We start from the raw sequence: 22,072 nt of genomic DNA on the forward strand, positions 1-22,072 counted from the left end.
CCCTAGTAGCTCCGCTACGAGGGCTCTCCGGCGCCTTGCGATGCACGGCACCAGACCACGCGACCTCATCGGGCGCTCATAGTGCAAGGACCCCTAAGCGGATCGGCGGAAGTCGGCTGTGGTTCGGTGGCGCCCCGAAGGGGCGCGGGGCCGTGTCGATCTGCGGCTCCGCCGCGCGGGCGCGGCCGGCCACGACGGCGCCGCAGACGATCGACGGCAGGTCGGGGCACTTCCAGCTGAACGCTCAGCTGAAGATCGCGATGGCCTCGACGGTCAGCTCACTCGTCCCCGGGTTCCAGTCCCGCACCTTGCCCAGGCAGCGCGCCGGGAACGTGCCCTCATGGCTGTCGTCGTTGCGCAGCCCGTCCGTGGTGCATACGACCCGGACCTGTGGCCCCTGGGCCGGGTCCTCCGGGTCGCCGTACGGGGCGAGGAAGACGGTGCGCGAGGAGGTCTGCCCGGCCTTGCGGAACCGGCCCCTGATGGAGACGAAGTCCTCGATGTCGCGCAGCCGGACGCTGTCCGCACCCCCCGGACCGGGGCGGTCGACGGTGTCCAGGGCGCGGGCCAGGGCGTGGTTCCAGGTGATGCTGCCGGTCCTGAGGTCGCCGTGGACGATGGCATCGGCCCGTTCGAGGGTGTCCACGATGAGGCCGATGGCCGTGATGGGCTTGGCGCTCTCGATGTACATGCTGATTTCCTCGCGGCTGACGTTCCGGCCGCCGCTGACGCCCACCCCGAAGAGCCGGGCCCGCAGCGAGCCGTCCGCGGTGCGCGTGATCCGCTGCTGGACCTCCCGCTCCAGCGCCTTCTCGTAACGGCCCATCTCGTACAGGTTCATGATGGCGCGGTCGTGGAGGTAGAGGCATATGCCCTCGGTGGGCTTCTCACGGCCCGGTCTGAGGCGTCTGCGGTACCGGTGCACCCGGGCCGCCAGCCAGATCAGCACGGCGATCAGGCTTACGGCGGTCGCGGTCCACACGAGCATCCAGGGCCACCAGACGCTCCACCACATTCCGTTGTCAACAGCCACGGATCTCCTTGAAGGCGTCGGGGAGGGAGCGGGCGCCCGCGTCCACCATGCGCCCGCCGGTCGTACGCGCCGCCCGGGTCAGCTCGGCGGTGTCCGCCTCACCGAACCGGAGCGGGAAGGTGGGAACGCCGCGGACCGCCTCCGCACGTGCCGCGTACCGGCGCTCGAACTCCTGGCGGGTGATACCGGAGGTGTTCTCACCGTCCGTCATGAGGACGATGGAAATGGGCTGACCGGGGTGGTCGCGCGCGATGTCGGACGCCTTGCGGTAGGCGTGGTCGAGCGCGGACCAGATGGCGGTGGAGTCGTCGAAGTCGTCGGTCGCGACGAAGGACCGTACCGAGTCCAGCTCCTTCCGCCCGCCCACGGTGATGTCGCGCTCGCCGAGCACGCTGCCGCCGAAGCGCATCACGCTGATCCTCTCGCCCTGGTAGAACCGCACGAACTTCCCCGTGGCGGAGGTGTCGGCGCCGCTGAGTCCGGCGAACGCCGCGCGCAGCGAGGCCACTCGCGGGCCCCGCATCGAGGTGGAGAAGTCCAGCAGGAAGATCACATGGTGGGCGGTGGGCAGCCGGGGATCGCCGTAGTCCTCGACCAGTTGGTCCACCACCGCCCGCTGGTCCGGGAAGTACAGCGCGTTGCCGATGTCCGCCCGCAGCCGGGGGTCCCTGCGCACCTCCGCGCCGATCGGCCGGCGCAGCGTACGCTCCATGATCTTCTTCTGCGTGGACGGGCTCTTGAGCCAGTCCACCACCTTGTCGTACGCGTCGCGCTTGGCCGGGTCGAGGAGGAGCAGCGGGTAGTCGGACAGCACCATGCCGTCCTTCGGGTAGATGATCTCCAGCTTCTGGTGGAGCTTGCCGCCGGCGTTGAGCGAGAGCAGTTCGGATTCATAGGTGATCAGGGCGTCGAGCCGGTCCTGGTGGGCGATATACCGCTCGCGCAGGTCCGCGCTGCTGTCCGCGGTGAGCTTCTGGCCGGTGCGGAAACCGCGCAGCCGGTCGCAGGAGACGTCCTCGGCGCGCAGCGCGCTGCCGGTCCCGGCCGCGGCGGTCGCGACGCCGACGAGCGCGGACAGACCGCTGTTGGTGTGCTTCGGGTCGGCCATGCCGAAGCGCACCGAGCCCGCCGCCGCGGCGTCGGCGATGTCCGCCCAGGACACCTGCCCGCCCTTGGCCCGTGTGCGCAGGGCCTTCGCCGTGTCCGGCTTCACGCCGACGACCACCGGGGAGAGCATGGTCGTGGTGGCGAGCGGTTTGGCGGTGCTCTTGGACTCCTTGAGCCTGAGCTGGAAGTACCGGTCGGAGGAGAGCCAGGCGAGGTCGTGGCGGTAGTTCCCGGGCGTCAGCCCGTCCCCGGCGTCCACGGTGGCCTTGTACTCCATGTCCAGCTCCACCCCCGTGTCCCGGCGGAGGTCGTCCAGGAGCGGCTCCATGTCCCTCAGCTCCGAACTGGCCAGCACCCGCAGGGTGGTGGTGTCCTTGTCGCCGGAACCGCAGGCGGTGGCCGTGGCGAGCAGGGCCAGACAGAGCGCGAGGATCACGAGGTGGCGGGGAGCCCGGCGGTGCGGAGCCGGGTGGTGCGAAGGCCGCCTCATGAGGAGCTCTCCGGGCTCTGCTTCGGCGGCGGGCAGTCGCCGACGGAGGTGATCATCCGTTCCAGCAGCGGCAGGCTCGGCAGCGTCGCCTTGGTGTCGTTGGCCGCCGAGGCGGGCGCCGGAATGCCCTGGTCCTCCAGGAACCGGTACAGCTCGGTGCTGGTCGCCTTGTTGCTGGAGTCGAGGACGCGGAAGCCCAGTTCCATCGCCCGGCGCTGGAGTTGCTCATCACTGGCGAGCAGTTCGCCGAGCCGGTCGCCCTTGGGGGTGAGCGCGATGTACTCGGGCTCGGTCAGGAACTGTGTCGAGGGGTAGAGCAGCACCCGCTGTGAGTCGGGCTTTCCGGTCTGCTGCCGCTGCCGGATCTGGTAAGCGAAGTACTGGTGCTCATAGACCACCACGATCGGGGCGACGCCCTTTCCCTCTGGCACCTCGTACGTCTTGAACATCTGCTCGGAGGCGAGCCCCTGCGAGACGAGCGTCGGCTTGATCTTCGCCGCCACCCGGTCCGCCGCCGAGTTGTCCGTCGGGACGGTGTTTCCGTTCTCGACGAAGGCGACCAGTCCCAGATATGTCCCGGCGTGGTTCGCCTCGCAGACATTCGAGGTCTGGGCCAGAATCCTGTTGCCGTTCCGCGTCCGGTGCTCCTCGATCCCGATATCGCTCCATTTCCGCCCGCGCGCGCTCAGATCGATGAACCCCTTCATATTGAGCGTGTAGTAGAGCGGGCTCCTCCCGTCCGCGCCGACGCCCTCCCGCGGAGTGGCGAGCCCGTTGTCCCGCAGGGTTTCGGCGTATTCGCGGTAGGTGGCGAGGACGATGGGGCTGACGAACGGCTGGTGGGACTTGGCGTAGTCGTCCCTGCGGTCATTCTTGATCATGTCCGCCGCGGGCTGGCCGGACGGAAAGGCGAAGTCGTAACCGTCGAAGCCGGTGGTGGCGATGTCTCGGGAACCCATGCGGGTGATGTGCACCCTGATGCCGTGTTTCATCAGGATGCGCTGGACCTTCTCGTCCTCGAAGAACTCCGATTTGGAGGCGATCTTCCCTTCGAGCGTGGTGACCCCGTCGAAGGGGAGCAGCAGATGGCCCCCCGCGGTGAGCGCCAGCAGCCCGGCCACGGGGAAGGCGAGCGCGGTCAGCAGCGAACGGAGGGCGCGGCTCCGCAGGGAGAGGCGGCGCGAGGGGCCTCGGATGGTTAAGCGTGGCTCCTCCGCATTGGATCTTTCCGCGGTCACCGGCTCCTCCTGCCTGGGGAAAGGGGAAAGATCCTTTCCGTTGCCCTTGGCGGATGAGTGAATTCCGCCTGGAGGACGGCCGAATTCACCGTGGCAGCCGCTCCCTACCGGGGGCGGGCGCACGGTTGACGCCGCAGAGCGGCGGTTCTCGGCCAGCTTTGGTCCGTACCTGTAAGTGATCTCTTCCGAGGACGAACCTGTGGGACGTACACCCTTGATCCCCCGTCAGGGAAGGACCTCGGCCTCATGCGGTACCGACCGATCAGACAGACCACAGTGCGGCGGAGAGCCGGTATACGCGGCGCCCGCGCCCTCGCGACCGGCTGTGCCCTGGCCGTCATCGGGCTGGCGGCGGGCCCGGCTCCGGGCGCCCTGGCCGCCCCCGCGCCGATGGAGCGCCCCGCCACGTCCGCGGCCGCCGTCCACGGCACGGCGGCCCCCGGCACGACGGTCCACGGCACGGCCGCCCCCGATGCGACGGCCCACACCGTCACCCTGGTCACCGGCGAGCGCGTCACGCTCCACGCGGACGGGAGCGTTGTGGTGGCGCCGCGGCCGGGAGCCGAGGCGGACTATGTCACCCGGCGGTTGGACAACGATGTCTTCGTCATTCCGATGACCGCGCTGCCCTACCTCGGCCGCACCCTGGACCCCGCGCTGTTCAACGTCTCCGCCCTCGCCGAGGCCGGAGTGACCACCACCCCGGTGCGGATCGAGGCCACCGGAGGCGTCACGGCACCGCCCTCGGGCCCCGCCTTCGGCGCGGCGCTGGCGAAGCAGGTCGGCGCCGAGGCGGCGGAGGGCTCCGTCGGCGGCGGCCCGCTGTTCGGCGGCGTCACCTCCGTAACACCGGCGGTCGCCACATCCGGTGAGCGGGCCGCCCCGCGCCCGGCGGCGCGGGCTGACCACACGGTGAAGGTCACCGTGCTCGGTACGGACGGCAAACCCCTCCCGGGCACCACATCGCTCGCCCTGGCCAACGTCGACGACGCGGCCCGCTACCAGGAGCCGTCCCTCCAGGCCGTCGACGGCGAGGCGCGTGCCGAGGTGCCCGCGGGCCACTACACCGCCATGGTCTCCGCCGGAACCTTCGACAGCGCCGGGGAGCCGACCGGTGTACGGATGGCCACCGCCGAGTTCACCGTCCCCGTCGGCGGAACCCACAGCGGGACCCACGGCGGAACCCACGGCGGAACCGACAGCCGAACCGACGCCGCCACCGCCACCGATGTCGTGCTCGACCTGCGCAAGGCGACCGAGCGGATCACCTTCTCGACCCCGAGGCCGGCCGAGGAGCACCAGCTGATCCTCCACTACCTGCGCCAGGACACCAGGGGCGCGGTGGCGGTCAACGGCGGTGTGGGCGTCTCCGGCGGCGCGCCCGTCTACGTACAGCCCTCCGGCCGGCCCGTCACCACCGGCGATCTGCGCTTCAACGTCTACACCCACCGCAAGGCGCCCGCGGACGCGGCCACGCCCTACTCCTACGACCTCAAACTGGCCAACCCCGCGGGCACCATCGCGAAGAACCAGCACTACACGGTCACCGGACGCCAACTGACCACGGTGCGGACCGACTACCACAGCGATACGCCGGGCCGCGCCCAAGAGGTGGCGCGCCTGATGTACCTGCCGTACGAGAGCAGCGGCGAGGCGCTGTCCGAGCCCTTCAAGGCACCGGCACGGCGGATCGAGTACGTCGGCGGCTCCGCAGGCGCCTCTTACCAGGACTGGCTCAAGGCGGGGGAGCGGCGCTTCGTGTCCCAGGAGCAGACCCCTCGGCCCGGCCGGACCACTTCCGCCGACTGGCTGCGCGGTCCGCTGGTCCCCGGCTTCACCGAGCCCGCCGGGGGCGCCGCCGCCGATGAGACGTGGTACTGCGCGGCGTGCCGCAAGGGCGATGCCCTCACCTTCTCCCTGACCACGGTCCTGGACTCCGCCGGCCACCACGTCCTCGCGCTCCCGTCCGACATCACCTCCTCGCACTTCGCGGTGGTCTCCGGTGACACGACCCTGTACGAGGGCGACGGCGTCTCCGGCGGCGCCCTGACCGTGCCGCCTGACAAAGCCCCGTACACCGTGGTGTACGACCAGACCAGGACGAACGACGACTTCCGCCAGTCGCTGACCACCCACACCGAGTGGACCTTCGCCTCGGGCCACTCGGGCGGCCGGACCGTGCCGGACAACTGGACGTGTGTGTCCGAGGCGGGCGAGTACGACGGGCCCGCACAGTGCTCGGCGCTGCCCGTCGTGGTGCCGCGCTACCAGCTGGACACCGCGCCGGACGGCACCAGCCCGGCCGGTGACGCCCACCTCGTCGTCGGCTTCGGGCATGTGCCGGGCGTAGTGGCCCCGCCCGCGGTCACCGAGGCGGCGGTCGAGGTGTCCTTCGACGGTGGCGAGCGGTGGACCGAGGCGTCGGTCACCGCGCTCGGCGAGGGCCGGTTCCGCGCGGACTGGACCACTCCGGACGCCGCGGCGGGCCGGGACGCGTCGCTGCGCGTCACCGGGACCGACGCGGACGGCAACGCCGTGACGCAGACGGTGAAGGCCGCGTTCACCGTGGCCGCGGACCGGGGTTAGGGCCTGTCCGGGGTCACGGACCCGTTGCCGGGGCGTCCTTCGCCCAGCGCGCGGTCACCGTGCCGACGGCCGTCGCCGCGCGCCGGATCCGGGTGTCGCTCGTGCGCACCGACCGGGCGAACTCGACATGCAGGAACGTCACATGCCCTGCGGCCGCCCTGCGCCCCTGGACGTTGTCGCGGCCTTCCAGGGGGCAGTTGCGGACCCAGGCGCGGCAGACGGAGAAGTGCCGCGCGGTCAGGGCGGCCGCGAGGCGGCGGGCGTCGGCGCGGCCCGCCGAGCCCTTGCCGGTGGAGGCGACGACGTCCCGGCCCGGCGCGGAGTCGTCGGCGAAGCCGTGGAGCTGGACGCCGGGCAGCCCGCGCCGGACGAGTTCGTCGCAGACCGCGTCGAAGACGGAGTCGGTGCGGTGGGCGGCGTCGGCGGCGTCGCCGTCCCCGGCCCTGCGGTGGGCGCCCGCGAGCACCAGGACACCGCCGGGGGAGCCCAGGAGCACACGCGCGCCGAGCCGTTCGGTGTCCTCGTCGGAGACCGGGTGCGGCACCTGGACCGACCAGCGGGCGGGCGCGGAGAGGTCCACATAGACCCGGCCCCAGCCGCGTGGGGCGTCTGTGTCCTCGGTGCGGTCGGACAGTTCGGCGTAGCGGCGGCCGGTGCCGCTGTCGGTGAGCGTACGGAGCCGGAAACCGGCGTCGGCGAGCGGCGGTCGGGCGCGGTCGGGGTGTCCGTCGAGGATCAGGCCCACCGCGTCGGCGACGGCCCGGCGTTCGGCACGGCGTGGCTCGCGGTAGCCGGAGTCGGGGCCGAATCCGGCGGTGAAGTCGGTGATCCTGCGCTCCAGCGAGACCTTGGGGGCGTCCGCGCGCTCTGCGGTACGGTCGCCTCCGCTTGACCAACCGATCGTGTACGCGCTCAATCCCGCCAGAAGCAGGCCGAACGCGACCGTGACTGCTGCCACGGTGACCGATTTCCTTCGCATCTCCGCCATGACCGCCTCATCGTAACCGCCTTCTTTATAGGGGCATATCTGGATGAGACGGGCGAAGAATGACCTCTGGGTGAACGCCCGGCAAAGAATGCAAGACCGCCGTTTGCCCAGCCTTGGTCAGGACCAAACAGGTTTTCTCGTTTTTTCTTTAAGATGTGCAACCCTTTGATCCGTCTGACGGTCTGACGGTCCGGATCGCACTCGAGTGCGCTCTGTGGTGTGAGTTGCATGAGAGGAGCACGTTCGTGGCCGCTTCGCGTTCGAAGCGGCGGCACAAGGTCCGCCGAAGGGCCGACATGTCGCTCTTGGGGGGTATTCGACCCCCTATAGCCGTACTGTCGGTTCTGCTTCTCTCCCTCGCGGGAATCACCGCCCTCACCCTGGGCAAACCGGACAACGCCCTGGTCCCCAAGGCGGTCCTGACCTCGCAGCAGTACGTCGCCGAAGACGGCGCCATCGCGCTGCGGGCGTCGCTGGACGAGTCGGTCACCGATCTCACCGGCACCGCGACCCTCTTCAACGAGGGCCGGCCGGTCGCCGCCGACACCGTCCTCGACAAGGTCGGACAGGTCTACCAGAAGTGGCGGGGCACCGCCGTCATCGAGATCAAGTCGGGCAAGATGCTCGCCGCCCGCGGCGAGAACGTCCCGCTGACCGCGATCGAACTCGCCAAGCTCTCCCGCGACGACGGGCTGGCCCCGCGCATGGTGCGCCTGGAGAACGGCCAGACCCGGCTGATCATCCTCGCCCTGCTGTCCTGGAAGGGCCAGCCGCAGCAGCTGCTCGTCGCCTCCAGCACCCTCAGCTTCCCCGGCGTCGACCTCGGTCCGGGCCGCGCCATCGGCGTCGTCGACTCCACCGGCCGGCTGCTGTCCAGCCACGGCGCCCTGGACAGCGAGGCGGCCAAGAAGCAGCTCGCCGCCTTCGCCAAGACCGCCGCGCGCAAGGGCCGCCAGCACCCCATCAAGGCCAAGGAGCCCGGCGCGGGCGGCTACACCGGCGTCAGCGGCCACCTCACCGGGGGCGCCGCCAAGGACGTCCGCACCGTCGGCGGCTACGCCACGCTCACCCCGCCCCGGCCCGGTGAGGCGACCACCGCCAGCAGCCTCGGCCTGACCGTCGTCACCGAGGTCGGTGTCACCGCCAAGGTCTCCCAGATCACCCGTCCCGCCTTCGGTCTGGCCGCGGCCGGAGCCTTGCTGCTCATCGGCGCGCTCGCGGTGCTGGTGCTGCTGGGCACCGTGCAGCGCCCGCTGATCCGGCTGTTCCTGGAGAGCCGCCGCCTCACCCGCGGCGATCTCGCCCGCCCGGTGAGCGTGCCGAGGGCCGGCGAGGCCGCCCGCGTGGGCGCCGCCCTCGAGCGGCTGCGCCGGCAGCTCCAGGGCGAGCCCGCCGATGTCGAGGGCCCCGCCGTGCGCAAGGGCCTGGGCGCCCGCGCCCTGGTGGCCGTCTGCGCCGTCCTGCTGCTCGTCTGGTCGGTCCCGCTGATGCTGGTGCTCAACCGCGCCGACTCCTCCGTGAAGGTCCCGGCCCAGTTCGTCCACGACCAGAAGTCCCGCACCGTCACCCTCAGCGACCGGGTCCGCCGTGCGCTCAACGAGGGCCACGCGGACCTGTCCGCCGTCGCCGCCCTGATCGGGGACCGCACCACGCCCGAGGACATGGAGAAGGTCCTGGAGCGCACCATGCAGGAGCACGACCGCTACGAGTCGGTGTACGTCCTGGGCGCCGACGGCGAGATCCTCGCCAGGGCCGGTGACAGTCCGCACCACAAGGACGGCGAGGCCCCCTCGAAGCAGGCCATCGAGGTGACCGGCGAGGGCGGTAAGAAGCCCGTGGTCACCGCCACCGCCGGGGCCCCCGGCCGGGGCGGCGCCGCCGTGGTCGGCGAGTTCCGCATCGAGTTCGTCAACGCGCTGCTGGGCCGCCAGGGCATGGGCGAGGTCCGTGTCGTGGACGCCAAGGGCCGGGTCATCGGCGGCGACTCCGGCTACCTCGCCTTCGAGAAGGCGCCCTCGTACCTGACCTCGATGCTGGCCGCGAAGCAGCCTCAGGCCACCGTCCAGCGCGGTGGCACCGTCAGGGTCGCGGCCGTCGCGCCGTTCAGCGGCGGCGGCGCGGCCAAGTCACTCGAGTGGAGCCTGGCCAGCTGGCAGCCCGCCTCGGCCCTGGCGATCCCGGAGTACAGCCTCCAGAACCGGACCGTACTGGCCGGGCTGCTGGGGCTGACCGCCGCGGCCGCCTGTCTGGGCTGGCTGCACATCGTCGTCGTACGACCGCTGCGCGCGCTGGCCGGACAGGCCGAGGCGCTCGCCGCCGGCGACCGCAAGACCGTGCTGTTCCCGCGCCACCATGACGAGGTCGGTGCCGTGGTCCGCAGCCTGGAGCTGATCCGGCAGCAGCTCCAGGAGCAGCCCCGCAAACGGGACGGCGGCAGCCGGACCCCCGCCGGAGTCGGAAGGAACTGAGGCCCCACCGTGCTCTTCCTCTACACCGTGCTCGTGGTGTGCGAGGCCGTCCTGCTGATCGCCGGCATCGTCGAACAGCGGCGGCACCAGACCAACCTCGACATGATCCCCACCCGGGTCCTGGTCAACGGCATCCGCGGCAAGTCCTCCATCACCCGGCTGTGCGCGGGCGCCCTGCGCGGCGGCGGGCTGACCACCGTGGCCAAGACCACCGGTACGGCGGCCCGCTTCATCCACCCGGACGCCACCGAGGAACCCGTCTACCGCAAGTTCGGCATCGCCAACGTCGTCGAGCAGATCGGCATCGTGCGCCGCGCCGCGGCCTACGGCCCGGACGCGCTCGTCATCGAGTGCATGGCGGTCATGCCGGCGCTCCAGGAGATCAACCAGTCCAAGCTGATCCGCTCCACGATCGGCGTGCTGTGCAACGTCCGCGAGGACCACCTGGCCGAGATGGGCCCCACGCTCGACGACGTGGCGCGCTCACTGTGCCGGTCCATGCCGGAGAACGGCATCTGCGTCACCGCCGAGCAGGATCGTTTCCACATCCTCCAGGAGGAGGCGGACGCCAGGAACTGCCAGTTGATCTACGCCGACCCCACGACGGTCAGCGACGAGGAGCTGCGCGGCTTCAGCTGGTTCACCTTCAAGGAGAACGTGGCCATCGCGCTCACCGTCGCCGAGCTGGTGGGCGTCGACCGCGCGACCGCACTCCAGGGCATGTACGACGCCCCGCCGGACCCCGGTGTGCTCTCCGTCGAGCGGTACGCCACCGAGGACGGCAAGAAGCTGCGGTTCGCCAACGTCTTCGCGGCCAACGACCCCGAGTCGACGCTGATGAACATCAACCAGCTGCTCGACCTCGGCGCCATCCACCGCCCGCTCAACGTCGTCATCAACTGCCGGCCCGACCGCGTCGAGCGCAACGGCCAGATGGGCGAGATCATCCCGGACCTCGACCCCGAGCGGGTCTTCGTCATCGGGCACCCGGCCAAGTCCGCCATCGACGCCATCCCGGCCGAGTACCGGGGCCGCGCGGTCGACCTGGGCGGCGACCGCCGAGACCCCGAGGAGTTCATGGCCGAACTGCTGGGCCGCCTCGGCCCCGACTCCTCCTTGGTCGCCATCGGCAACATCCACGGCCAGGGCGAGATCCTCCTGGAGCACCTCGCCGAGCTGCCGGCCGACGACAGCGCCGATGACACACCGGCGGCACCGGTGGCGGCGGCGCCGGACGAGGGCGACGCCGGGTATGCCGAGCGCGCCGGGTATGCCGGGCACGTGGACACGGTCCAGCTGTACGCGCCCCGTCTGGACCCCTACCAGGGCTATCCGGAGGCGTACGAGACCCGGTACGCGCCCCCGGTGCACGTGCCCCAGCAGCAGCGCACCCTCGAGCGGCCGCGCCCGCGGCAGGCACCCGACCAGGGCTCCCAGGACCCCTGGCCCGCGGTGGTACCGGCCCCCGACTCCCCGCAGCCCCGCGGCCTGTTCGAGCCGCGCGTCCCGCCCGCCCCGCCCGCCGACGACTCCCAGCAGTGGCAGAACCCAGGAGAGCAGCACCGTTGATCCCCTCCGTCCTCACCCCCGAGATCGCGGCCATCGGCATCGCGATCGGGCTGCTCTTCTCGCTGGTCTGCTACCTGACCACCAACCTCTCGCCCGGCGGCATGATCACCCCGGGCTGGCTGGCGCTGACCCTCGTCGAGGACCTTCAGCGGGCCGCGATGGTGGTCGGCGTGACGGTGCTCACCTACGTGGGCACGCTGCTGATGCAGAAGTTCGTGATCCTCTACGGCAAGCGGCTCTTCGCCGCGGTCGTGCTGCTCGGGGTGACGCTCCAGGCGACGGTGATGATCATCCTGTCGCTGGAGTTCCCGCTGATGTACGCGAACCAGACCCTCGGCTTCATCGTGCCCGGCCTGATCGCCTACCAGCTGGTCCGCCAGCCCCGGGGGGCCACCCTGCTGTCCACCGGCTCGGTGACGCTGATGGCCTATGTCGTCCTCACCGCCGGAATCCTCCTCGGCGTCATGCCGTCCGCCTGACCCACCACCGGAGCCGATCGCATGCCACCCAAGAAGAAACGTCCCGTCCTCCACGCCGTCACCGTGCTCGCGCTGCTCGGCGCCAGCGGCTATCTGACCGTGGAGCTGCGGAAGGACGAGCAGGACAAGACGCCCGCCACACAGGCCGTCATCGACGAGCCCAATCTGGAGAACGGCACCGGCCAGCAGAGCGGCAAGCAGACCTGGGAGCGTCTGAAGAACCCCGACCGCACCATCCTGCGCGGCGACAACGGCCAGATCCTCGCCACCTTCACCGACCACGCCCGCACCGCCACCCTGCGCGGCCCCTCCCGCACCTTCGGCGAGCCCGCCAACACCAAGTCCAAGGTGATCACCGAGGACTGGGTGCGGCTGATGCCGGAGCCGTGGACCAAGGGCGCCGAGAAGGAGCAGTGGTTCAAGGACTGGTTCAAGGAGAACTACGGCAGCAAGAAGGAGGACCTCTTCGCGATCGCCTTCCAGTATGTGCAGGGCGCGCCGGTCAAGAAGGACGCCCAGGGCATCCCGTACGCGGGGGACGCGGTCTTCGGACCGTTCAAACCGGACGGCGTGGACCGGCTGGAGCAGAACGACTTCTTCGACTACCTCGGCATCTCCTACACCTTCCGCGACGGCACCACAATGGCCGCACGCAAGGAGCGCTACCGGGCGCTGGACTGCTCCGGATTCATCCGCATGGTCTTCGGCTACCGTGCCCGCTACCCCCTGATGGCCAGCAACGCCCTCGGCGACGGCCTGCCGCGCACCGCCGACGGCATGGCCCGTTCCAAGGTCGGCGTCGACATCATCAAGATCCAGGGCCCGGACCCCTGGTACACCCGGCCCACCAAGATCGACGTTCTCCAACCGGGCGACCTGCTGTTCTTCAAGATGGACCACCGCACGGGCAACCATATGGACCATGTCGCCCTGTACCTGGGGCTGGACACCGACGGCCACCGGGTGTTCGTCTCCAGCCGCAAGGAGCAGAACGGCCCCACCATCGGTGACAACGGCGGTGTCTCCCGGATCGACGGCAACGGCTTCTACGCGGGGCTCTTCCGCAGCGCCAAGCGCCTCTGAGGCGCCTAGTGGAAAAATCGGACTGAATCCGGGCAAAAGTTTTCCGCGTGGCGTTAGACTTTAACGGCTCGTTTCCTTGTAGCGTTCGTGTTTATGCGGGTAGGTTCGGCGCCATGACCGCATCCCAGACTCCGACCACTGCCGAGGAGCTGCGCGGTGTCGGCCTGCGGGTGACGGCCGCCCGTGTCGCGCTGCTCGAAACCGTCCGGGGCGGTGATCACCTCGGCGTCGAGGCGATCGCCTCCGGGGTACGCGATCGCGTCGGCCATATCTCCCTCCAGGCCGTGTACGAGGCCCTCCACGCGCTGACCGCCGCGGGGCTCGTACGCCGCATCGAACCGGCCGGCCACCCCGTCCGGTTCGAGGGACGCGTCGGGGACAACCACCACCACCTCGTGTGCAGGTCGTGTGGTGCCGTCGCCGATGTCGACTGCGCCGCCGGTGAGGCGCCCTGTCTCACCGCGTCCGATGACCGCGGCTTCTCCGTCGACGAGGCCGAGGTCATCTACTGGGGCCTGTGCCCCGACTGTTCCACCGCCACCACGAGTTCCTGAGCACCATGATCCGCCCAGCTTGGAAGGATTCCCATGTCCGAGAACCATGAGGCAATCGTTGTAGACGCGAAGACGGGGGAGGCGGGGGGCTGCCCGGTCGCGCATGGCCGCGCTCCGCATCCGACTCAGGGGGGCGGCAACCGTCAGTGGTGGCCGGATCGGCTCAATCTGAAGATCCTTGCCAAGAATCCCGCCGTGGCGAACCCGCTCAATGAGGGGTTCGACTACGCCGAGGCGTTCAAGGCGCTCGACCTCGCGGCGGTCAAGCAGGACATCGCCGAGGTGCTGACCACCTCGCAGGACTGGTGGCCCGCCGACTTCGGCAACTACGGCCCGCTGATGATCCGTATGGCCTGGCACAGCGCCGGCACCTACCGCATCAGCGACGGCCGCGGCGGCGCCGGTGCCGGTCAGCAGCGTTTCGCCCCGCTCAACAGCTGGCCGGACAACGCCAGCCTGGACAAGGCCCGCCGGCTGCTGTGGCCGGTCAAGAAGAAGTACGGCCAGAGCATCTCCTGGGCCGACCTGATGGTCCTCACCGGCAATGTCGCCCTGGAGCAGATGGGCTTTACGACCTTCGGCTTCGGCGGTGGCCGTGAGGACGTCTGGGAGGCCGAGGAGGACGTCTACTGGGGTCCGGAGACCATCTGGCTCGACGACCAGCGCTACACCGGCGACCGCGAGCTGGAGAACCCGCTCGGCGCGGTCCAGATGGGCCTGATCTACGTCAACCCGGAGGGCCCCAACGGCAACCCGGACCCGATCGCCGCGGCCCGCGACATCCGTGAGACGTTCCGCCGGATGGCGATGAACGACGAGGAGACCGTGGCCCTCATCGCCGGTGGCCACACCTTCGGCAAGACCCACGGCGCCGGCCCCGCGGACGCCGTCGGCCCGGACCCGGAGGCCGCCCCGATGGAGCAGCTGGGCCTGGGCTGGAAGAGCAGCCACGGCACGGGTGTGGGCAAGGACGCCATCACCAGTGGCCTCGAGGTCACCTGGACCACCACCCCGACCCAGTGGAGCAACGGGTTCTTCAAGAACCTCTTCGAGTACGAGTACGAGCTCACCCAGAGCCCGGCCGGTGCCAACCAGTGGGTGGCCAAGGACGCCCCGGAGATCGTTCCGCACGCCTTCGACGCGGACAAGAAGCAGCGCCCGACGATGCTCACCACCGACCTGTCGCTGCGCTTCGACCCGATCTACGAGCCGATCTCCCGCCGGTTCTACGAGAACCCGGAGGAGTTCGCGGACGCCTTCGCCCGCGCCTGGTACAAGCTGACCCACCGCGACATGGGTCCGAAGTCGCTGTACCTGGGCCCGGAGGTCCCGGAGGAGACCCTGCTGTGGCAGGACCCGCTGCCCCAGGCCGAGGGCGAGGCCGTCGACGCCGCCGATGTCACGGCGCTCAAGGCCAAGATCCTCGACTCCGGTCTGAGCGTCTCGCAGCTGGTCGGCGCCGCATGGGCCTCGGCCGCCACCTTCCGCGGCAGCGACAAGCGCGGTGGCGCCAGCGGCGCCCGGATCCGCCTGGAGCCGCAGCGCGGCTGGGAGGTCAACAACCCCGACGAGCTCGCGCAGGTCCTGCGGACCCTCGAGGGCATCCAGGGCGAGTTCAACTCCGGCGCCAAGAAGGTCTCCCTGGCCGACCTGATCGTCCTCGGTGGCTCCGCCGCCGTGGAGAAGGCCGCCAAGGACGCCGGCTTCGACGTCGAGGTGGCCTTCTCCCCCGGGCGTGTGGATGCGACCGAGGAGCACACCGACGCCGAGTCGTTCGCCGCGCTGGAGCCGACGTACGACGGGTTCCGCAACTACCTCGGCAAGGGCAACCGGCTGCCGGCCGAGTACCTGCTGCTGGACCGGGCCAACCTGCTCACCCTCAGCGCCCCCGAGACGACCGTCCTGGTCGGTGGCCTGCGCGTGCTGGGCGCCAACCACAACGGTTCGAAGCACGGTGTCCTCACCGAGACCCCGGGCAGGCTGACCAACGACTTCTTCGTCAACCTGCTCGACCTGGACACGACCTGGAAGTCCACTTCCGAGGACCAGAACACGTTCGAGGGCCGTGACTCCTCGGGCGAGGTCAAGTGGACCGGCACCCGTGCCGACCTCGTCTTCGGCTCCAACTCCGAACTGCGCGCCCTCGCGGAGGTCTACGCGAGCGACGACGCCAAGGAGAAGTTCGTGAACGACTTCGTCGCGGCGTGGGTCAAGGTCATGAACCTCGACCGGTTCGACCTCGTCTGATCCGTACCGAACACACCGTCCAGGCCGGTCCGCGAGGACCGGCCTGGACGCCGTTCCGGGCCCCACCGGGCCCGCGGACACGCTTTGCCATCTCTTTACAACGCGCCGCGGCGCTGCCTCGTCTCTCCGCTCGATCCGTAATTCAGCCCGCCGACCACCGGGCGGACCGACGAAAGAGAGCGATTCCATGCGCCGCACTGTTCTCAGCGCGATGACCCTCGCGTGCACCGCCGTACTGGCGAGCACCGCGCCCGCGTTCGCCGACGAGGCGTCCCCGGTCCCCAGCGCCCCCGCCGCCGAAGCCACCCCGGCGCCGCGCGCGGAACCGACCCGCGGACCGGCCAGGGCCGTCCCGGTCCCGAGGGAGGAACCGGCCCAGAAGCGGGACCGCGGCCAGGTCGCCGTCGTGCCGGAGGGCGCGCCGGACACCGGAGTGACCGCCACGTCCGCCGGATCCGGGTCCGGGTCCGAGGGCGCGCTGATCGGCGGGGGCGCCGCCGCGGTGCTCGCCGCGGGCGGTGCGGCGGTCCTCGTCGTCCGCCGCCGCCGGGCGACCGGGGCATGACCCCGTTCTCCAGGCGCGCCTTCACCGCCGCGGCGGCGGCCTCGCTGCTGGCCGGCTGCGGCGGCCACCCCGCCGGGCGGACCACGACCGCATCGCCCACCGGGGGGAGGCCACCGTCCTCGCCCTCCCCTGCGAAGGCGGCGCGTCCCCTGGGGCGTTCGGTCCCGGTCAGGCTGCTGATCCCGGCCATCGGCGTCGACACGCCGGTCATCCGGCTGGGGCTGGCACCGGACGGACGGGTGCAGGTGCCCCCGGTCACCGCGCACGACCGCGCGGGCTGGTACCGGCACTCGCCGACACCGGGGCAGGTCGGCCCGGCGGTCATCCTCGGCCATGTCACGGTCGGCTCCTTCGGCGACGGGGTCTTCCGTCATCTGACGGGGCTGCGCCGGAGCGACCGGGTCGTGGCGCGCCTGGAGAACGGCACGGCGGCGGAGTTCGCCGTCACCGCCGTACGGACGGTGGCCAAGGCGGACTTCCCGGCGGACGACGTCTACGGTGACGTGGACCGTCCGGAGCTGCGGCTGATCACCTGTGGCGGCCCCCGCTCCGGCGACGGCTACCTCGACAACGTGATCGTCTTCGCCGCGCTGACCTCCGCCGGCCCCTGACCCACCGCTGGATCCCGGGCCCGCGGAACCATCGACGGCGGCCCGGGATCCTTTCCTCCGAGTGCCATCACGACCATGGAGCGCGTTGAAACGGTCCCGTGACAGGGCGGCGTCCGAGCTGTTCGCCGCCCTCTACCCGCGCCTCGCCGGCTGGTGCCGCCGTCTCGTCGACGACGACGAGACGGCGCACGAGATCGCCTCCGAGGCGTTCACCCGGCTCTGGGCCCGCTGGACGGCCGTGGAGGAGCCCCGTGGCTTCCTCTACGTCACCGCGGCCAACCTCGTCCGGGACCACTGGCGCAAGGTGGAGCGCGAGCGCAGGGCCATGCGCCGCGCCACCTCGGAAGCCGCCATCCGCCCCCATGCCGAACAGTCCGACCCCTCGGTGCGCCTGCTCGTGCAGTCGCTGCCGGAACGGCTGCGCGTTCCGATCCTGCTGCACTACTACGCTGATATGCCGATCCGGGAGGTGTCCGTACTGACCGGGCGCAAGGAAGGAACCGTCAAGGCCGATCTCCACGCGGCCCGGGAACTGCTCCGCGTCCACCTGAGGAGAAGCCTTGACTCCACGATTTGACGACGGCCCGGAGCACGACGGCCCGGAGCACGACGGGCTGGAGCCCTCGCCCGAGGACCCCCTCGCGGTGATCCTGCGGCCCACCTCCGACCACCTCGGCCCGCCCCCCGGCCGGTACGAGGCGATCCGCCGCGCCGCGGCCCGGCGCAAGCTGCTGCGCACCGCGGCCGGGGTCGGCGTCTCCTGCGCCGTGGCGGCGCTCATCGCGCTGCCGCTGCGCATGACGGCACCCGAGACACCCGCGCGCCCGACGGTCCCGCTGGCCCCGCCCACGACCGGGCCTACGGCGCCCCGGCTCCCGTCGGCACCCACCGGTCCATCGGTGTCGCCCAGCCCGTCGGCGCCCTCCGAGTCCCCAGGGCAGCGCCGCACCCGCGGGCCCCGCCAGACCGCCCGCCCCGAGGACGGCGCGACGGCCCCCACCCGCGAACGGTCGACGGCCCCGAGCTCCCCGGCGCGGGCCGTGCCGTCGGAGCGCCGCGGGGACGGCGTCCCCGCCCCCGAAAAGACGCGTCGGCCGTAAGGCGGCCCCCGGCGGGGCCCCTTACGGCCGGTCCGTCCCGCTACGCCTGCGAACCGATGCCGGTCAGCGACCGTACTTCCATCTCCGCCTGCTTCTTGGGATCCGCGGGCTCCTTGCTGAAGATCGTGCCGAGGAATCCGCAGAGGAAGGAGAGCGGAATCGACACCAGGCCGGGGTTGGTGAGGGGGAACCAGTGGAAGTCCACGCCCTTGATGACCGACGTGGGACTGCCCGAGATGGCCGGTGAGAAGATGATGAGCACCAGGCCGGACACCAGACCGCCATAGATGCTCCACAGCGTCCCGGTCGTGTTGAAACGCTTCCAGAACAGCGTGTAGAGAATCGTCGGCAGATTGGCGGACGCCGCGAGCGCCAGGGCCAGTGACACCAGGAAGGCCACGTTCTGGCCGTTGGTGACGATGCCGCCGAGGATGGCCAGGAAACCGATCACCAGCGCCGTCAGACGCGCCACCCGGATCTCCGACCGCGGGTCGGCCTTGCCGCGCCGGATCACATTGGCGTACACGTCATGGGCGAACGACGCCGAGGCGGCCAGGGTCAGCCCGGCCACGACCGCCAGGATCGTCGCGAAGGCCACCGCGGAGACGATGCCCAGCAGCATCGCGCCGCCGATCTCGAAGGCGAGCAGCGGGGCCGCGGAATTCTCGCCGCCCGGGGCGCTCTCGATCCGGTCCGAACCGACCAGGGCGGTGGCGCCGTATCCGACGATCAGGATCGACAGATAGAAGATGAACATCGACCATGAGCACCAGACCACCGAACGCCGGGCCTCCTTGGCGTCGGGCACGGTGTAGAAGCGCATCAGCACATGCGGCAGGCTGGAGATGCCGAGGACCAGCGACAGGGCCAGCGAGACGAAGTCGAGCTGGTCCATCGCGTTCTCGCCGTACCAGCCACCGGGGTTGAGCAGATCCCCGCCCAGCGGGCTGTTCTGCGCCGCCTGGTCGAGGATCGCCGAGAAGCTGAACCCGAACTTGCCCAGGAGGAACACGCTCATGAAGGTCACGCAGATCAGCAGCAGGCCCGCTTTGATGATCTGCACCCAGGTGGTGCCCTTCATGCCGCCCACCAGGACGTAGAAGACCATCACGAGGCCGACGCCGGTGATGATGAGGGCCTGCCCGCTCTTGCTGTGCACATTGAGCAGCAGGGCGATAAGCCCGCCCGCGCCGGCCATTTGGGCGAGCATGTAGAAGAACGTGATGACCAGTGTGGAGTTGGCCGCCGCGGCGCGCACCGGTCGCTGCTTCATACGGAAGGCCATCACATCGCCGACCGTGAACCGTCCGGTGTTGCGCAGCCGCTCGCCGACCAGCAGAAGGGCGACCAGCCAGGCCACCAGCCATCCCACGGAGTAGAGGAACCCGTCGTAGCCGTGGACGGCGATCGCTCCCGAGATGCCGAGGAAGGAAGCCGCGGAGAGGAAGTCGCCGGACAGGGCGATGCCGTTCTGGACGCCGGTGAAGGCGCTGCCCGCGGCGTAATAGTCGGATGTGGTCGAATTCCGGTTGGTGGCCTTGTAGACGACGAACAGCGTGATGACGACAAAAGCGAAGAATACGCTCAGGTTGATGATCGGGCTGCCGGTCGTGCGGGCTGCGATCTGCACTGTCATTCCTTGCCGACCCCCGCCAGCTCGTGGATCGTGTCCACCTGTGGATCAAGTTTCTTGCGCGCGAAGCGCCGGTATGTGAGGACGATCGTGATCGTCGATATGAATTGGAGCAGGCCGAAAACGGTGCCGGTGTTGACCGCTCCGAACAGCTTGCGGCTCATGAAGTCGTGGTCATAGGCCGAGAAGAGAACGAAGGTCATGTACCAGCACAAGAAGAAGGTGCTCATGGGGAAGATGAACCAGAGCAGCCGCTTGCGGAGAAGTTTGAACTCCGGGCTCTGCTGAATCGCCTCGAAGTCGGGCTCGCCCGTGTCGTCGGCGTACTCGGCGAACCCCGTTCCGGTGGCCCGCTCTGATGGCAAGGAAGCGGGTGGTCGCACCGATTTATTCATGGTTTCTCCGGGGTTTTTCTGACGAGAACGTCGGTTCGGGGCGCCCGCGCTCGGGCGGCAGGGGAGGGGCAACCGGCGGGCCCCTGACGCGGCAAGTGTAGTAAGGCGCCGGATGCAGTCAACGCCCGCACGGCTCGTCAGCGGCGCACGTGGCGGCATGTCACCCTGTGCGTGCGGCTTCGGTGCCCTCTCGAATATGGCGGGACTGGTCGCTGAACCAATACTTTGTCTCTCCTTCCCGTGTTGTCCATTTTGACGTGGTGTCAGGTTGGCGGCGCCCGCTCAGGGTTGCGCCTTGAGGACGTTTCGGGGCGCGGCGTTGTGTCCCAACTGTCGCCACTGGTAGAACCTCACCCCGGGTAGGACGGCCCATCGTGCGCGAGTGTGAGTGCGGTTGAGTATGCCGCTGTGCAGCGAGTCTGCCATTGGCATATGACGACAGCTCCGCCCTCGCCACGCCCTCCCCCGGCATGTTTGGATAGGTCCAGGAAAGCAGTCTGCGGGGGTGCTCCCGAGAAGCCGGAGGTAGGTTGATCTGTGGGTTTCCTCGATCGCTCGCGCATCATCGCAGGGGCGGGCTGGAATCGTTGGCTGATTCCGCCGGCGGCGCTTGCGATCCACTTCTCCATCGGTCAGGCCTACGCCTGGAGCGTCTTTAAGATACCCCTGGAAGATTCCCTAGACATCTCGGGAACGGCCAGTGCCCTCCCCTTCCAGATCGGCATTCTGGTGCTGGGGCTCTCCGCCGCGTTCGGTGGAACGCTGGTCGAGAGAAAAGGGCCGCGCTGGGCCATGTTCGTGTCGCTGGTGACCTTCTCCTCCGGCTTCCTGGTCGCCGCGCTCGGCGTCGCGACGCGCAATTACTGGCTGGTCGTTCTCGGGTACGGCGGTATCGGCGGAGTCGGCCTCGGTATCGGGTACATCGCGCCGGTGTCCACCTTGATGAAGTGGTTCCCGGACCGGCCGGGCATGGCCACCGGTACGGCCATCATGGGCTTCGGCGGTGGCGCGCTGATCGCCTCTCCCTGGTCGACGGAGATGCTCGAGGCGTTCGGCGGTGACACCAGTGGCATCGCCCGGACGTTCCTGGTGCACGGCCTGGCCTACGCCGTGTTCATGTCGCTGGGCGTGGTGCTGGTGCGGGTGCCGCCCGAGGGCTGGCGGCCGGCCGGCTGGACGCCCCGTGACGACACGGGGAAGAGGCTCGTCACCACCGCGAACGTATCGGCCAGGAACGCGGTGCGGACACCGCAGTTCTGGTTGCTCTGGGTCGTCCTGTGCATGAACGTTACTGCTGGTATCGGGGTCCTGGAGAAGGCCGCCCCGATGATCCAGGACTTCTTCCACGACACGGCGAGTCCGGTGAGCGCGAGCGCCGCCACCGGGTTCGTCGCGCTGCTGTCCCTGGCCAATATGGCCGGTCGCTTCGTATGGTCCTCGGTCTCCGACGTGGTCGGCCGGAAGAACATCTACCGTCTGTACCTCGGCGCCGGCGCCCTGCTCTACCTCACCCTCATGCTCGAAAAGGACAGCAGCACCGCGCTGTTCGTCGCCTCGACCATGGCGATCCTGTCGTTCTACGGCGGTGGATTCGCCACCGTGCCGGCCTACCTCAAGGATCTGTTCGGCACCTACCAGGTCGGCGCGATCCACGGCCGGCTGCTGACCGCGTGGTCGATCGCCGGAGTCGCCGGACCGCTCATCGTCGATTCCATCGCGGATGCCGCGCAGCGGGACGGGCGCACCGGCCCGTCCCTCTACACCTTCTCGTTCTCCCTCATGATGGGGCTGCTCATCATCGGCTTCATCGCGAACGAGCTGGTGCGCCCGGTGAATCCGAAGTTCCATGAACCGGAGCCGGCGGCCCGCGAGGAGCCGGTGTCCCAAGAGAAGACCCCCGATCCCATTCCGGCAGAGAGGCGGTAG

Annotated in this window: 18 protein-coding genes; 12 read left to right on the forward strand and 6 right to left on the reverse strand. The window is 70.0% G+C overall.

The genetic code is table 11. The features are described 5' to 3' along the window. Positions 1 to 244: 244 nt before the first annotated feature. The 3 genes from AB0E24_RS38410 to AB0E24_RS38420 are packed head-to-tail and all read right to left on the reverse strand — an operon-like array spanning position 245 to position 3,868. On the reverse strand, positions 245 to 1,033 hold the full coding sequence (locus tag AB0E24_RS38410) for a hypothetical protein (protein WP_359384236.1): 789 nt from the start codon (positions 1,031 to 1,033) through the stop codon (positions 245 to 247). Then, positions 1,023 to 2,630 carry a vWA domain-containing protein gene (locus AB0E24_RS38415; RefSeq protein WP_359384238.1) on the reverse strand — a complete coding sequence of 536 codons (1,608 nt, stop codon included), beginning with the start codon at positions 2,628 to 2,630 and terminating at the stop codon, positions 1,023 to 1,025. Before AB0E24_RS38415 ends, AB0E24_RS38410 begins: the two co-directional genes overlap by 11 nt. Further along, positions 2,627 to 3,868, reverse strand: coding sequence for a hypothetical protein (locus AB0E24_RS38420; RefSeq protein ID WP_232564845.1), 1,242 nt, complete (start codon positions 3,866 to 3,868; stop codon positions 2,627 to 2,629). Before AB0E24_RS38420 ends, AB0E24_RS38415 begins: the two co-directional genes overlap by 4 nt. Before the next feature lie 246 nt (positions 3,869 to 4,114). Here AB0E24_RS38420 and AB0E24_RS38425 point away from each other — a divergent pair, with 246 nt between their 5' ends. Continuing rightward, positions 4,115 to 6,454 (forward strand): molybdopterin-binding protein, encoded by a 2,340-nt coding sequence (locus tag AB0E24_RS38425; protein ID WP_359384240.1) that lies wholly within the window; start codon positions 4,115 to 4,117, stop codon positions 6,452 to 6,454. A gap of 13 nt (positions 6,455 to 6,467) precedes the next feature. Here AB0E24_RS38425 and AB0E24_RS38430 read toward each other — a convergent pair whose 3' ends face one another. Further along, on the reverse strand, positions 6,468 to 7,412 hold the full coding sequence (locus AB0E24_RS38430) for a hypothetical protein (protein ID WP_359384242.1): 945 nt from the start codon (positions 7,410 to 7,412) through the stop codon (positions 6,468 to 6,470). A 326-nt stretch (positions 7,413 to 7,738) separates the two neighbouring features. Between AB0E24_RS38430 and AB0E24_RS38435 the strand changes: the two genes are divergently transcribed. From AB0E24_RS38435 to AB0E24_RS38480, 10 genes are all read left to right on the forward strand, one after another. Continuing rightward, entirely contained in the window at positions 7,739 to 9,910 is a 2,172-nt protein-coding gene (locus AB0E24_RS38435; protein ID WP_069867429.1) for a HAMP domain-containing protein, read from the forward strand. 9 nt (positions 9,911 to 9,919) lie between these two features. Further along, positions 9,920 to 11,479, forward strand: a complete 1,560-nt coding sequence (gene pgsB, locus AB0E24_RS38440; RefSeq protein ID WP_359384243.1) for a poly-gamma-glutamate synthase PgsB — start codon at positions 9,920 to 9,922, stop codon at positions 11,477 to 11,479. Next, positions 11,476 to 11,958, forward strand: a complete 483-nt coding sequence (locus AB0E24_RS38445; protein WP_079259757.1) for a poly-gamma-glutamate biosynthesis protein PgsC/CapC — start codon at positions 11,476 to 11,478, stop codon at positions 11,956 to 11,958. The genes pgsB and AB0E24_RS38445 overlap by 4 nt, the downstream gene beginning before the upstream one ends. Before the next feature lie 21 nt (positions 11,959 to 11,979). After that, entirely contained in the window at positions 11,980 to 13,041 is a 1,062-nt protein-coding gene (locus AB0E24_RS38450) for an NlpC/P60 family protein (RefSeq protein WP_069867426.1), read from the forward strand. Positions 13,042 to 13,154: 113 nt separating this feature from the next. Then, complete coding sequence (locus AB0E24_RS38455; RefSeq protein ID WP_069867425.1) at positions 13,155 to 13,595, forward strand: Fur family transcriptional regulator; 441 nt, start codon at positions 13,155 to 13,157, stop codon at positions 13,593 to 13,595. A gap of 33 nt (positions 13,596 to 13,628) precedes the next feature. Then, complete coding sequence (gene katG / locus AB0E24_RS38460; RefSeq protein ID WP_359384245.1) at positions 13,629 to 15,842, forward strand: catalase/peroxidase HPI; 2,214 nt, start codon at positions 13,629 to 13,631, stop codon at positions 15,840 to 15,842. A 187-nt stretch (positions 15,843 to 16,029) separates the two neighbouring features. Beyond that, positions 16,030 to 16,407, forward strand: coding sequence for a Tat pathway signal sequence domain protein (locus AB0E24_RS38465; protein ID WP_079259760.1), 378 nt, complete (start codon positions 16,030 to 16,032; stop codon positions 16,405 to 16,407). Continuing rightward, on the forward strand, positions 16,404 to 17,018 hold the full coding sequence (locus tag AB0E24_RS38470) for a class F sortase (protein WP_069867422.1): 615 nt from the start codon (positions 16,404 to 16,406) through the stop codon (positions 17,016 to 17,018). Before AB0E24_RS38465 ends, AB0E24_RS38470 begins: the two co-directional genes overlap by 4 nt. Positions 17,019 to 17,103: 85 nt before the next feature. Then, complete coding sequence (locus AB0E24_RS38475; protein WP_069867421.1) at positions 17,104 to 17,595, forward strand: RNA polymerase sigma factor; 492 nt, start codon at positions 17,104 to 17,106, stop codon at positions 17,593 to 17,595. Then, positions 17,579 to 18,118 (forward strand): hypothetical protein, encoded by a 540-nt coding sequence (locus tag AB0E24_RS38480; protein ID WP_102936721.1) that lies wholly within the window; start codon positions 17,579 to 17,581, stop codon positions 18,116 to 18,118. The genes AB0E24_RS38475 and AB0E24_RS38480 overlap by 17 nt, the downstream gene beginning before the upstream one ends. Positions 18,119 to 18,158: 40 nt before the next feature. Here the strand turns inward: AB0E24_RS38480 and AB0E24_RS38485 are convergent, their stop codons facing one another. Continuing rightward, a complete protein-coding gene (locus AB0E24_RS38485) occupies positions 18,159 to 19,754 on the reverse strand; it encodes a monocarboxylic acid transporter (RefSeq protein ID WP_079259762.1) in 1,596 nt (531 codons plus the stop codon). Next, positions 19,751 to 20,146, reverse strand: coding sequence for a DUF485 domain-containing protein (locus AB0E24_RS38490; protein WP_359384248.1), 396 nt, complete (start codon positions 20,144 to 20,146; stop codon positions 19,751 to 19,753). The genes AB0E24_RS38485 and AB0E24_RS38490 overlap by 4 nt, the downstream gene beginning before the upstream one ends. Before the next feature lie 537 nt (positions 20,147 to 20,683). Here AB0E24_RS38490 and AB0E24_RS38495 point away from each other — a divergent pair. Further along, positions 20,684 to 22,072 (forward strand): L-lactate MFS transporter, encoded by a 1,389-nt coding sequence (locus tag AB0E24_RS38495; RefSeq protein ID WP_359384249.1) that lies wholly within the window; start codon positions 20,684 to 20,686, stop codon positions 22,070 to 22,072.

The organism is Streptomyces malaysiensis subsp. malaysiensis (genome assembly GCF_040653035.1).
Classification (GTDB): domain Bacteria; phylum Actinomycetota; class Actinomycetes; order Streptomycetales; family Streptomycetaceae; genus Streptomyces; species Streptomyces malaysiensis.

Coding starts and splice junctions, on each gene's coding strand:
- AB0E24_RS38415 (WP_359384238.1), bottom strand. CDS start 2,630: ATGAGGCGGCCTTCGCACCACCCGGCTCCGCACCGCCGGGCTCCCCGC.
- AB0E24_RS38425 (WP_359384240.1), top strand. CDS start 4,115: ATGCGGTACCGACCGATCAGACAGACCACAGTGCGGCGGAGAGCCGGT.
- AB0E24_RS38435 (WP_069867429.1), top strand. CDS start 7,739: ATGTCGCTCTTGGGGGGTATTCGACCCCCTATAGCCGTACTGTCGGTT.
- AB0E24_RS38450 (WP_069867426.1), top strand. CDS start 11,980: ATGCCACCCAAGAAGAAACGTCCCGTCCTCCACGCCGTCACCGTGCTC.
- AB0E24_RS38455 (WP_069867425.1), top strand. CDS start 13,155: ATGACCGCATCCCAGACTCCGACCACTGCCGAGGAGCTGCGCGGTGTC.
- katG (WP_359384245.1), top strand. CDS start 13,629: ATGTCCGAGAACCATGAGGCAATCGTTGTAGACGCGAAGACGGGGGAG.
- AB0E24_RS38465 (WP_079259760.1), top strand. CDS start 16,030: ATGCGCCGCACTGTTCTCAGCGCGATGACCCTCGCGTGCACCGCCGTA.
- AB0E24_RS38470 (WP_069867422.1), top strand. CDS start 16,404: ATGACCCCGTTCTCCAGGCGCGCCTTCACCGCCGCGGCGGCGGCCTCG.
- AB0E24_RS38485 (WP_079259762.1), bottom strand. CDS start 19,754: ATGACAGTGCAGATCGCAGCCCGCACGACCGGCAGCCCGATCATCAAC.
- AB0E24_RS38490 (WP_359384248.1), bottom strand. CDS start 20,146: ATGAATAAATCGGTGCGACCACCCGCTTCCTTGCCATCAGAGCGGGCC.